The sequence below is a fragment of the Methyloligella sp. GL2 genome, assembly GCF_013341275.1.
In the GTDB taxonomy this organism is placed as follows: Bacteria; Pseudomonadota; Alphaproteobacteria; order Rhizobiales; family Methyloligellaceae; genus Methyloligella.
Genome location: NZ_CP054476.1, coordinates 459,572 through 471,381, shown reverse-complemented (window position 1 = coordinate 471,381; position 11,810 = coordinate 459,572). Strand labels below are relative to the sequence as shown.

At 64.0% G+C, this 11,810-nt stretch carries 8 protein-coding genes; 6 read left to right on the top strand and 2 right to left on the bottom strand.

Annotation, left to right across the window (positions count from 1 at the left end; all coding sequences use genetic code 11):
* Positions 1-524: 524 nt before the first annotated feature.
* A complete protein-coding gene (locus tag HT051_RS02235; RefSeq protein WP_174540525.1) occupies positions 525-1,481 on the bottom strand; it encodes a tyrosine recombinase XerC in 957 nt (318 codons plus the stop codon).
* A gap of 108 nt (positions 1,482-1,589) precedes the next feature.
* On the opposite strand from HT051_RS02235, the gene HT051_RS02230 reads away from it, so the two are divergent.
* The gene (locus tag HT051_RS02230) at positions 1,590-3,749 is read left to right on the top strand and encodes a primosomal protein N' (RefSeq protein ID WP_246810147.1); all 2,160 of its coding nucleotides are present in this window, start codon (positions 1,590-1,592) and stop codon (positions 3,747-3,749) included.
* 599 nt (positions 3,750-4,348) lie between these two features.
* On the opposite strand, the gene HT051_RS02225 is transcribed toward HT051_RS02230, so the two are convergent.
* A complete protein-coding gene (locus HT051_RS02225; protein ID WP_174540524.1) occupies positions 4,349-6,325 on the bottom strand; it encodes a chloride channel protein in 1,977 nt (658 codons plus the stop codon).
* A gap of 430 nt (positions 6,326-6,755) precedes the next feature.
* Between HT051_RS02225 and HT051_RS02220 the strand changes: the two genes are divergently transcribed.
* From HT051_RS02220 to HT051_RS02200, 5 genes are all read left to right on the top strand, one after another.
* Positions 6,756-7,316, top strand: coding sequence for a F0F1 ATP synthase subunit delta (locus HT051_RS02220; RefSeq protein ID WP_174542822.1), 561 nt, complete (start codon positions 6,756-6,758; stop codon positions 7,314-7,316).
* Positions 7,316-8,845, top strand: coding sequence for a F0F1 ATP synthase subunit alpha (gene atpA / locus HT051_RS02215; RefSeq protein ID WP_174540523.1), 1,530 nt, complete (start codon positions 7,316-7,318; stop codon positions 8,843-8,845). Before HT051_RS02220 ends, atpA begins: the two co-directional genes overlap by 1 nt.
* A 26-nt stretch (positions 8,846-8,871) precedes the next feature.
* The gene (locus HT051_RS02210; protein ID WP_174540522.1) at positions 8,872-9,759 is read left to right on the top strand and encodes a F0F1 ATP synthase subunit gamma; all 888 of its coding nucleotides are present in this window, start codon (positions 8,872-8,874) and stop codon (positions 9,757-9,759) included.
* Positions 9,760-9,782: 23 nt separating this feature from the next.
* Positions 9,783-11,234 (top strand): F0F1 ATP synthase subunit beta, encoded by a 1,452-nt coding sequence (atpD, locus tag HT051_RS02205; protein ID WP_174540521.1) that lies wholly within the window; start codon positions 9,783-9,785, stop codon positions 11,232-11,234.
* Between the two features lie 75 nt (positions 11,235-11,309).
* Positions 11,310-11,714, top strand: coding sequence for a F0F1 ATP synthase subunit epsilon (locus tag HT051_RS02200; RefSeq protein ID WP_174540520.1), 405 nt, complete (start codon positions 11,310-11,312; stop codon positions 11,712-11,714).
* Positions 11,715-11,810 lie beyond the last annotated feature (96 nt).

The following is an 11,810-nucleotide window of genomic DNA, read 5'->3' as shown; positions in this document are numbered from 1 at the left end:
CGGACGGCGCAGAACGGCCGGTCCTCCCCCCTAAAAGGGGGGAGAGTTAGAGGGGGGTCGCGATCGGTAGTATCGCCCCTGCCTTCAAGCGTTCACCCCACGCCATCGTTTTGACCCCCACCCTCGCTTTGACCCCCACCCCATCCCTCCCCCTTCTAGGGGGAGGGTGCACGCCGTGCCTCAACGCCGATCTCTCGCCACGTCATCCTGAGCTGCGAGCGAAGCGAGCCTCGAAGGACGACGTGGCCCGTGGCCCCACCGCCCAATCCATCGTCATGGCCGGGCTTGTCCCGGCCATCCACGGGGAGGAACATGAAGAGTCAGCCTCGTGGATACCCGGCACAAGGCCGGGCATGACGGTCGTGTGGCGGGTCTCGGGCCGACCGCCTCTCCTTCGAGACGCGAGCTTAAACTCGCCCTCAGGATGAGGCAGTCGGGGGAAAGACCGTGCGCCGGCGCGACCAATCTGCCTCCTCATGGTGAGGGCGCGCCTTCAGGAGCACGTCTCGAACCATGAGGCCGCCTCAAGCCCGAGGATGCGCGGCGTCGTAGATCCTCAGAAGATGCTCGCGGTCGACTTCCGTATAGACCTGCGTGGTGGAGAGGCTGGCATGGCCGAGCAGCTCCTGGATGGCGCGAAGGTCCGCCCCCGCCCCCAAAAGATGCGTGGCGAAGGAGTGGCGTAAAGCGTGCGGCGTCGCCGTATCGGGCAGGCCCAGCACGCCGCGTAGCCGCTCGACCACGAGCTGGATGATGCGGGGGGAGAGCTGCTTGCCCCGCACCCCGACAAAAAGCGGATCGTCCGCCTTGAGGTCGAACGGGCAAAGCACCAGATAGCGCTCCACCGCTTGCCGCGCGACCGGCAAAACCGGCACCACCCGCATCTTGTTGCCCTTGCCCGTGACCCGGAGCGCATCGCGCCCTTTGACCGGCGCATCGGCGAGCGTCAGCCCCAGCGCCTCGGAAATGCGAAGCCCCGAACCGTACAGCAGGGTGAGCACGGCGGTATCCCGCGCGCTCACCCAATCGGGCGCATCGGGGCTTGCGATTTCAGCCGAATCCACCACCGCGCTCGCCTTCGGCGCGGTCAGGGGCTTGGGCACCGAATGGGGCAGCTTGGGCAGAGAGACGGCGCGCACCGCATCGTTCTTGCCGTAGCCCCGCCGCTCCAGGAACTGGAAGAACATGCGAAGCGCCGAAAGGCTGCGCGACAGGGAGCGGCTACCGACATCCTCCGCCCGGCGCGCGGCGAGGAAGCCGCGGAAATCCCGCGGCTTAAGCTTCAGCAGCGCATGCAGGTCCGGCAGCCGGTTCAGCTCCGGCGCCAGGTAGGAGAGGAATTGCCCCAGATCGCGAGCATAGGCCTCGCGCGTTTTCGGCGAAAGCTGCCGCTCCACGCTGAGATAGGCGAGCCAGGCATTGGCCGCCTGCTGCACATCCGGCGCGGCCACCAGCGTGACTGCACCATCCTGTTCGGACATCGAAAAACCCTCATCGCTGCAAGAGGCGATTTCGCGCCCATGATGCGCTAGGAGTTCTTGAACCGAGATTAACCAGACGAGTCGGACGCCCTGTCTAAGCCCGAAACCGTGCCCGTTTTGCTGCCGCTGGCTCTGCCTGCGCCTTACGACTATTTGGCGCCGGAAGGGGAGACTTTGCGCCCGGGCGATTTCGTCGTGGTGCCGCTGGGGCCGGCGCTCCGCCTCGGCGTGGTCTGGCACCGGAGCGAAGACGAAAAGCCCGATGTCGCCCCGGCAAAGCTCCGCCGCATTCAGCACCGGCTGGAGGACGTGCCGCCGCTCCCGGAGATCTCGCTGCGCTTCTGCGACTGGGTGGCCAATTACACACTGACCCCGCCGGGCATGGTGCTGCGCATGATGATGAGCGCCTCCAAAGCCTTCGAGCCACCGACGCTGAAATTCGGCGTGCGCCTCGGTGGGGAGCCGCCGGAGCGTATGACCTCGGCCCGCGCCCGCGTGCTGGAGGCGGCCGAAGGCGGCATGATCTTCCGCAAATCCGAGCTCGCCGAAATGGCCGGCGTCTCCACCGGCGTGATCGAGGGCCTGGTCAATGCCGGCACGCTGTTGCAGGAGGTGCTGCCCGACCCGTGGCAAGCCCCGTTCGATCTGGCCCGCGAACACGCCCCGCTGTCCGACGCGCAAGACGAGGCCGCCAAGGCACTGCTCGCCCAGACCGGGAACGGCTTCTCGGTCAGCCTGCTCGACGGCGTCACCGGCTCCGGCAAGACGGAGGTGTATTTCGAGGCCATCGCCAAGACGCTTGAACAAGGCAAGCAGGCGCTTGTGCTGATGCCGGAGATCGCGCTGACCACCCAGTTCATCGCCCGCTGCGAAGCGCGCTTCGGTGCCAAGCCCGCCGAATGGCATTCCGGCATGACATCCAATATGCGCGGCCGGGTCTGGCGGGCGATTGCGCAGGGCGATGCGAAATTCGTCGTCGCCGCCCGCTCCGGCCTGTTCCTGCCCTTCCCCGATCTCGGCCTCATCGTCGTCGATGAGGAGCACGACCAGGGCTACAAGCAGGAGGACCGCGTCACCTATCAGGCCCGCGACATGGCTGTGGTGCGTGGCAATCTGGGCAAGATCCCGGTGATCTTGAGCTCCGCCACCCCCTCCATCGAGAGCGTGGTCAATGCCGAGGCCGGACGCTATGCGCATATCCGCCTGAAGAGCCGCTACAACGCTGCCCAGCTCCCCGAGATCGAGCCCATCGACATGCGCGCCACCCCGCCGGAGCGGGGCCGCTGGCTCTCTCCGCCGCTGGTCGAAGCGCTGGCCGAGACCCTGGAGCGCGGCGAGCAGAGCCTGCTGTTCCTGAACCGCCGGGGCTATGCGCCGCTGACCCTGTGCCGCAATTGCGGCTACCGCTTCGAATGCCCCAACTGCTCCGCCTGGCTGGTGGAGCACCGCTTCCGCCGCCGCCTGGAATGCCATCATTGCGGCACCTTCATTCCCATTCCCGACGAATGCCCGCAATGCGGCGCCGAGGACAGCCTGACGCCGTGCGGCCCCGGCGTGGAGCGCATCGACGAGGAGATTGCGACGCGCTTCCCCGAGGCACGGCGGCTGATCCTCTCCAGCGACCAGCTCACCGGCATCGACGAGCTGCGCCGGGCCTTGCGCGAGATCGAGGAAGGCGCCGTCGATATCGTCATCGGCACCCAGCTCGTCGCCAAGGGGCATCACTTTCCGGGACTGGCGCTGGTCGGGGTGATCGACGGCGATCTCGGCCTCGCCCAGGCCGATCCGCGCGCCGCCGAGCGCACCTTCCAGCTGTTGAGCCAGGTTACGGGGCGCGCCGGACGCGCCGCCATCAAAGGCAAAGGCCTGATCCAGACCTATATGCCCGAGCATCCGGTGCTGCAGGCGCTCGCCAAGGGCGACCGCGACGCCTTTCTCGCCCGCGAGATCGAGGCCCGCAAAACCGCAGGCATGCCGCCTTTCGGCCGCCTCGCTTCGCTGCTGATCTCATCGGGCTTGCGCGACCGCGCCGAAACTTATGCCCGCGACCTTGCCCGCGCCGCGCCGCCTGCCGCAAAGATCCTAGTGCTGGGTCCGGCCGAAGCCCCGCTGGCCGTGATCCGCGGCCGCTACCGTTATCGCCTGCTTGTCAAGGCGCCGCGCGAGGCCGACATGCAGACTTATCTGCGCCTCTGGCTCGGCAATGCGCCAAAGCCCAAAGGCGACCTCCGCCTGACGGTGGATATCGATCCCTATAGTTTTTTGTGAGAAATACGGCTAACTCCCGCTAAGATTCCCCATACTGCCGGAGCAATCGAGATGGAACGGGATGACTATTTAGCCTACCGAAACCTACTCCTAGGAGTAGGGCAAGACCAGATCGGGAAGTATGACCGTTCTCTAATGGTTCTTTCCTCAGGTGCGATCGGTCTATCTATCACGCTGCTCCGAGGGCAAGAACCAATCCAAAATCTATGGATTTTGGGACTTTCCTGGGCATTGCTAATTCTCAGTCTAGTGTCGATAGTTTTCTCGCAGTTTTGTGGTTTCAAGGCTTCTCGGTTCGATCTACAACAGATTGACGATAGCTATGAGGATAATGGTTCCTATGAGTGGAAGTCGAATCTGTGGAGCAGCGCTGTTGAATATCTCAACATGATATCAGGTTTAGCTTTCTGTGCTGGCGCGATTGCACTCACAATATTTTCTTATCAAGAATTTCAGAGCTAATCCGATGAGCAAACATTCGCTCCGACGCGGCAAACCTGGTGGCGGCGTTCCGAGCGTCCCTCCGCCAAAACCGCCGAAGCCTCGCCCGTCGAAGTAAAAACATTAAGCTCTATTTGGCCGTAGGTAGGATACGCCCCCTACCCCGGATAGACCTTCACGCTCGAAGCCACACTATCGGCGATATGCTCCTTGCTGATCACACCGAGGATATTGTCGGCCCGGGCGATGCCGCGGCCGCGCATCACCAGCGCCATGGTCGCCTCCTTCTTCCACATGCGCTGGATCACATCGAACACGATGTCGTTCTCCCGCACGATGGTGAAGCGGCGGCTGGCGATCTCGCGCAGCGTGACGATGGAGGTCGCCTTCTCCGGCGCCTGGCGGAACGACATGTCGATGCGCAAGACGCCGATGATCTTGTTCTCCTCGCGCACTGCCACATGGCGCACCGCGCCGTCATGCGGCGGCTGGGCGAGAAAATCGTCCAGCGTCATATCCGCCGGCGCCAGCACCACATCGGTCTCCATGATCTCCTTCGCCAGGCGCACCAGGAACATGTTGGCGTGCAGCGCCTTGGGGATCACATGGCCGCGCGCCACCAGCTTCAGCGTGTAGATATTCTCCCGCGAGAGTAGCCGCCGCGTGCCGATGGCGAGGGCCACGGCCAAAATCATCGGCAGCACGATCTCGTAGTCGCGCGTCATCTCGAAGATCATGGTGACGGCGGTCATCGCCGCGCCGGTGCCGCCGCCCACCATGGCGCCCATGCCGACCATGGCGAAGGAGGGCACGCTGACATTCAGCTCCGGGAACAGCGTCTGGAGCGCCAGCCCGAACGCCCCGCCGACCGTCGCGCCCATGAAGAGCGAGGGCGAGAACACCCCGCCCGAGGCGCCGGCGCCCAAGCTGACCGATGTGGCGACCAGCTTGCCCACGGCGAGCAGCAGAAACAGCCAGATGCCGGCGGCGAGATTGCCGTCCAAGATACCCTGGATCGTGGCGTAGCCGACGCCGGCGACGAAGTAATGGCCGAAAGCCTGATGCAGGCCGTAGATCATCAGCCCGATCAGCGTCATGCCGACGATCGCCCGGGTGTAGCGGCCGGGGATCATCTCGAAAATATCCTCTGCCCAGGCGAGCCCGCGCACGAAGGCCGCCGCGGCAACGCCGGTGACCACGCCCAGCAAGGCATAGAGGCAAAGCAGCAGCGCCGCCGTCGCATCGGCATCGAGCGGCGTCAGCGCCGGCACCACGAAGGCCGGATCCTGCCCGAAGAAGAAGCGGCCGATGAAGGTGGCCGTGCCCGTCGCCAGCGCCACGGGCAGGAAGGTGCGCACGCTCACCTCCGGCATCATCAGCTCGATGGCGAACATCACCCCGCCGATCGGCGTGTTGAAGGTGGAGGCGATGCCGGCACCTGCGCCGGAGGCCACCAAAATGATGCGCTGCCCCGGCGGCATGGTGAAGAGCTGCCCGAAGGTGGAGCCGAGCGCCGCCCCGATCTGGATGATCGGCCCTTCGCGGCCGACCGAGGCGCCGGTGCCGATGGAGATCGCAGAGGCCAGCGATTTCACCACCGCCACCACGGGGCGGATGACGCCGGACTTGTAATAGATCGCGTCCATCACCTCCGGCACACCGTGGCCCTTTGCCTCCGGCGCGAAGGTGCTGACCAGCCAGGTCACAATGACGCCGCCGATCACCGGCACCAGAATGATGCCTGCGCCCCAGGGGCTTTCCGGGGTGAAAAGATTGGCGTCGAAGGCGAACGAGAACTCTTTGAGGAAGAAGGCGTTGTGAATGACGCTGATCAGCCCCCGGAACAGCACGGCGCCGAAACCGGTGATGATTCCGACCCCGATGGCCAGCAGCGACAGCGCCCACAGGCTGATGCGTAAGGTTTCGTCTTCTTCCGGCGCCGGGGTGATATCCTCGGTCTGAACCGGTTGCAGCGTTGCGGCCGCCTCGTCCGCGACCTCTTTCGCCGCCCCGCGGCCGCGCTTCGGCGCGTTCTTAGGCGCCGCCTTCTTGGCGGAAGCGGTTTTTGCGCTGCCCCGCGTTCCGGCGGATCGCCCGCCGCCCCTCTTGCCCTTGCTGGTCCCGCTCTCGCTCATTGCCTTTACAGTATCGCCGACGGCGATGCCCCCCACGCGGCAGCGCCGGCACTGTCATCCCCCTGACATGCATCGTTTCAAGATTAAGAGAAAATGTTTCTCCTCCGCCGGGTAGCACTCTGGCGGAGCCAGCGCAAATCGCCTTTTGTCCTAGCGGCATACGGGAAACGCAGCGCCGATGCCCGGAGGAAATCGCCGCATCTTAACGCCAATGCCGCAAACCGGAGCAGATTCAGCCCTCCCATGGCACCCTCACCATTGCGAGGTCTTCCCCCTTATGTTAGAGGCACAGCCGGCGTTTCCCGGGGCAGTTCGACAGGTCCTTTTGGCTTGTCGGCGCGGAAGCACCAATCCCAGACTTTCTGGTTGTTTTTAACTCGACGTGGCTGAACTTGCGAACCAGCCATATGGCCAAGAAAGAGCGTGTGACGTGGCAGGGGAAGACCCGACAGTATCTGGTGTAGCAGGCCGTTATGCCTTGGCCCTTTTCGAGCTCGCGCAGGAAGAAAATGCGCTTGAGCAGATCGAGGGCGATCTCAACCGTTTCGGCGAGGTTTTGGATGCGAGCGAAGATATGCTCCGCCTCGTCAAAAGTCCCGTTTTTACCGCCGAAGAGCAGCAGGCTGGCCTCAAAGCCATCCTCGACAAGCTGAAAATCGAGGGTCTCACCTCGAATTTCCTGCTTCTGGTGGCCAAGAACCGCCGTCTCTTCGCCGTTCCCGGCATGATCGACGCCTTTAAGAAGCTTCTCGCCGATCATCGCGGCGAAGCCAGCGCCGAGGTCATTTCCGCAACCAAATTGGACGACAGCCAGCTCGACGCCCTCAAGAAGACCTTGAAGGCCGCGCTGGACAAGGACGTGCAGCTCACCGCCCGCACCGACGAAAGCCTGCTTGGCGGGCTAATCGTCAAGGTCGGCAGCCGCATGATCGACACGTCGCTCCGCACCCGACTGAATAGTATGAAGCACGCCATGAAAGAGGTTGGCTGATGGATATCCAGGCCGCTGAGATCTCCGCGATTCTCAAGGATCAAATCAAGAATTTCGGCAAGGAAGCCGAAGTCTCCGAAATCGGCCAAGTGCTGTCGGTCGGTGACGGTATCGCCCGCGTCTACGGGCTGGACAATGTCCAGGCCGGCGAGATGGTCGAGTTCGGCGACGGCATCATGGGCATGGCGCTGAACCTCGAGGTCGACAATGTCGGCGTCGTGATCTTCGGCTCCGACCGCAACATTAAAGAGGGCGACACCGTCAAGCGCACCGGCTCCATCGTGGAAGTGCCGGTCGGCAAGGCGCTGCTTGGCCGCGTCGTCGACGCTCTCGGCAATCCGATCGACGGCAAAGGCCCGATCGAGGCGGAAGAGATGCGCCGCGTGGACGTCAAGGCCCCGGGCATCATCCCCCGCCAGTCGGTGCATGAGCCCATGCAGACCGGTCTTAAGGCTATCGATGCGCTGATCCCGATCGGCCGCGGCCAGCGCGAGCTGATCATCGGCGACCGTCAGACCGGCAAGACCGCCATCATCCTGGACAGCTTCCTGAACCAGAAGCCGATCAATGCCGGCGATGACGAGAGCAAGAAGCTTTACTGCATCTATATTGCCGTCGGCCAGAAGCGCTCCACCGTCGCCCAGCTGGTGAAGGTGCTGGAGGACCGCGGCGCCATGGATTACTCCATCGTCGTCGCCGCAACGGCCTCCGATCCGGCCCCGATGCAGTTCCTGGCTCCGTTTGCCGGCTGCGCCATGGGCGAGTATTTCCGCGACAACGGCATGCATGCCCTCGTCGCCTATGACGATCTTTCCAAGCAGGCCGTGGCCTACCGCCAGATGTCCCTGCTGCTTCGCCGCCCGCCGGGACGTGAGGCCTATCCGGGCGACGTGTTCTATCTGCATTCCCGCCTGCTCGAGCGCGCGGCGAAGATGAACGCCGATAACGGCTCCGGCTCGCTGACCGCTCTGCCGGTGATCGAGACCCAGGCCAACGACGTGTCGGCCTACATCCCGACCAACGTGATCTCCATCACCGACGGCCAGATCTTCCTTGAGACCGATCTGTTCTACCAGGGCATCCGCCCGGCGGTGAATGTCGGCCTCTCGGTCTCCCGCGTGGGCTCTGCCGCCCAGGTGAAGGCCATGAAGCAGGTCGCCGGTAAGATTAAGGGCGAGCTCGCCCAGTATCGCGAAATGGCGGCCTTCGCCCAGTTCGGCTCCGATCTGGACGCCACCACCCAGCGCCTGCTGAACCGCGGCGCCCGCCTCACCGAGCTTCTCAAGCAGGCGCAGTTCTCGCCGCTGAAGGTCGAGGAGCAGGTGGTCGTGATCTATGCCGGCGTGAACGGCTATCTCGATAATCTCGAGGTTTCCCAGGTCGGCCGCTTCGAGGATGAGCTTCTGCGCTACGTCCGTGAGGAGCATGCCGGTCTTCTCGACGAAATCCGCGAGAAGCAGGCCCTCTCCGACGAGCTGACCGAGCAGCTGAAAGCGGCGGTCGAGAAGTTCTCCAAGGCCTTCGCATAGTCGGCTGAAACCGTAAGGCGTAACGAATGGCCTCGCTCAAAGACCTCCGAAACCGTATCTCCTCCGTCAAGGCGACGCAGAAGATCACCAAGGCCATGCAGATGGTGGCCGCGGCCAAGCTCCGGCGTGCGCAAACCGCCGCCGAGGCGGCCCGGCCTTACGCCGAGCGCATGGAGACGGTGCTCGCCAATCTGGCCAACGCCTTGAGCGGCCAGGAGGAAGGCCCCCGCCTGATGGTCGGCACCGGCAACGATCAGACCCACCTCCTGGTGGTCTGCACTGCCGAGCGCGGCCTTTGCGGCGGCTTCAACTCGTCCATCGTCAAGCTGGCCCGCGACCACACCAACCGGCTGCTCGCGGACGGCAAGACGGTGAAGATCATTTGCGTCGGCAAGAAGGGCTACGATCAGCTCCGCCGGCAATTCGCCGAGCATATCATCGAGCTGATCGAGCTTCGCGACGCAAAGACAGTGGGGCTGCCCGAGGCGGACCGCGTTGCCCAGAGGGTGCTTGGCATGTTCGATGCCGGCGAATTCGACGTGGCGACGCTGTTCTTCTCGGAGTTCAAGACAGTGATCAGCCAGATCCCGACCGCCCAGCAGATCATTCCGGCCCAGATTCCGGAAGATGCCCCCTCCATGGAGGAGCAGCTCGGCGGCGCGATCTACGATTACGAGCCGGAGGAGAGCGAAATCCTCGCCAGCCTCCTGCCGCTGAACCTCACCACCCAGATTCTGAAGGCGCTGCTTGAGAATGCCGCCTCCGAGCAGGGCGCGCGCATGTCCGCCATGGACAACGCCACCCGCAATGCCGGCGACATGATCGATCGGCTGTCCCTGGAATATAACCGTTCCCGTCAGGCGCAGATCACCACGGAGCTGATCGAGATCATCTCCGGCGCCGAGGCGCTGTAGTCTAGCCACGAAGGAAAACCACCATGGCGAAGAAAGAGAATTCCGAAGCCAAGACCGGGCATGTCCGCCAGGTCACTGGCGCCGTCGTCGACGTGCAGTTCGACGACCACCTTCCGGCGATCCTGAACGCGCTGGAGACTGACAATAACGGCCAGCGCCTGGTTCTGGAGGTTGCGCAGCATCTCGGTGAGAACACCGTGCGCACCATCGCCATGGACTCCACCGAGGGTCTGGTCCGCGGCCAGCCCGTGGCCGATACCGGCGCGCCTATCGAGGTGCCGGTCGGCGAGGGCACGCTGGGCCGCATCATGAACGTGATCGGCGAGGCTGTGGACGAGGCCGGCCCCATCGAGACTTCCGAGAAGGCGCCGATCCATCAGCCGGCTCCGGATTATGTCGACCAGTCCACCGAGGCCGAGATCCTGGTGACCGGCATCAAGGTCATCGATCTTCTCGCCCCGTATGCTCGTGGCGGTAAGATCGGCCTGTTCGGCGGCGCCGGCGTGGGCAAGACCGTGCTCATCCAGGAGCTGATCAACAACGTCGCCAAGGCCCATGGCGGTTACTCGGTGTTCGCCGGTGTCGGCGAGCGTACCCGCGAGGGCAACGACCTCTATCACGAGATGATCGAATCCGGCGTGAACAAGGACCCGAAGAAGGACGGTACCACCGCCGGCTCCAAATGTGCCCTGGTCTACGGCCAGATGAACGAGCCTCCCGGAGCCCGCGCCCGCGTGGCCCTGTCCGGCCTGACCGTGGCGGAGTATTTCCGCAACGAAGGCATGGACGTGCTGTTCTTCGTCGACAACATCTTCCGTTTCACCCAGGCGGGTTCGGAAGTGTCGGCGCTGCTCGGCCGTATTCCTTCCGCCGTGGGGTATCAGCCGACTCTGGCCACCGATATGGGCGCCCTGCAGGAGCGCATCACCACCACCCAGAAGGGGTCGATCACGAGCGTGCAGGCGATTTACGTGCCGGCCGACGATCTGACCGACCCCGCGCCGGCCGCCTCCTTCGCCCATCTGGACGCCACCACCGTGCTGTCCCGCGCGATTTCGGAAAAGGGTATCTACCCGGCCGTGGATCCGCTGGACTCCACCTCGCGCATGCTTTCCCCGGCCATCGTCGGCGAAGAGCATTACGCCGTGGCCCGCCAGGTGCAGGAGATCCTGCAGCGCTATAAGTCGCTCCAGGACATCATCGCCATTCTCGGCATGGACGAGCTGTCCGAAGAGGACAAGCTCACCGTGGCCCGTGCCCGTAAGATCGAGCGCTTCCTGTCGCAGCCCTTCCACGTGGCTGAGATCTTCACCGGCGCGCCTGGCGTGTTCGTTGACCTGGCCGACACCATCAAGGGCTTCAAGGGTCTTTGCGAAGGCGACTACGACCACCTGCCGGAAGCTGCCTTCTACATGGTCGGCACAATCGAGGCCGCCATCGAGAAGGCCGAGAAGCTGGCTGCCGAGGCCGCGTAAGCAAACGTATCTCGCGCGGAGGGGACGCCCCGAAAGCGTCCCCTTGCGGTAGAGCAAGGGAGAAGAGGCCGATAAATGGCTGATAAGTTCAAGTTCGAGCTGGTTTCGCCGGAGCGGCTTCTCGTTTCCGACGAGGTGGAAGAGGTCCAGGTGCCTGGCGCCGAGGGCGAAATGACCATTCTCGCCGGCCATCAGCCGATCCTCGCCACCTTGAAGCCGGGCCTGCTCGACATCGCCTATGGCGGCGGCAAGGAAGCCCGCTATTTCGTCCGCGGCGGCTTCGCCGAGGTCAATGCCGCCGGTCTGACGTTGCTGGCCGAAACCGCCATCGACCTTGAGACCATGGAAGCCGGTGTCATCGCCCAGGCGATCAAGGATGCCGAAGAAGACGTCGCCGACGCCACCGACGGCGAAAAACGCGACACCGCGCAGATCCAGCTTGAGCATCTGCGCCAGGTTCAGGCCGCTCTGAACCTCTAAAATCCCGCCATCTTGCGGCTTTTCTGCGATTCTCGCTGGAATCGCAGATCCCCCAATAACGCATTGGCCCGACCCGCCTTTCCTTTGCTATAAGGG

Bases quoted from the DNA above. Each gene is read 5' to 3' on its own strand.
- HT051_RS02235 (WP_174540525.1), bottom strand. From the start codon at position 1,481: ATGTCCGAACAGGATGGTGCAGTCACGCTGGTGGCCGCGCCGGATGTG.
- HT051_RS02225 (WP_174540524.1), bottom strand. From the start codon at position 6,325: ATGAGCGAGAGCGGGACCAGCAAGGGCAAGAGGGGCGGCGGGCGATCC.
- atpA (WP_174540523.1), top strand. From the start codon at position 7,316: ATGGATATCCAGGCCGCTGAGATCTCCGCGATTCTCAAGGATCAAATC.
- HT051_RS02210 (WP_174540522.1), top strand. From the start codon at position 8,872: ATGGCCTCGCTCAAAGACCTCCGAAACCGTATCTCCTCCGTCAAGGCG.
- atpD (WP_174540521.1), top strand. From the start codon at position 9,783: ATGGCGAAGAAAGAGAATTCCGAAGCCAAGACCGGGCATGTCCGCCAG.
- HT051_RS02200 (WP_174540520.1), top strand. From the start codon at position 11,310: ATGGCTGATAAGTTCAAGTTCGAGCTGGTTTCGCCGGAGCGGCTTCTC.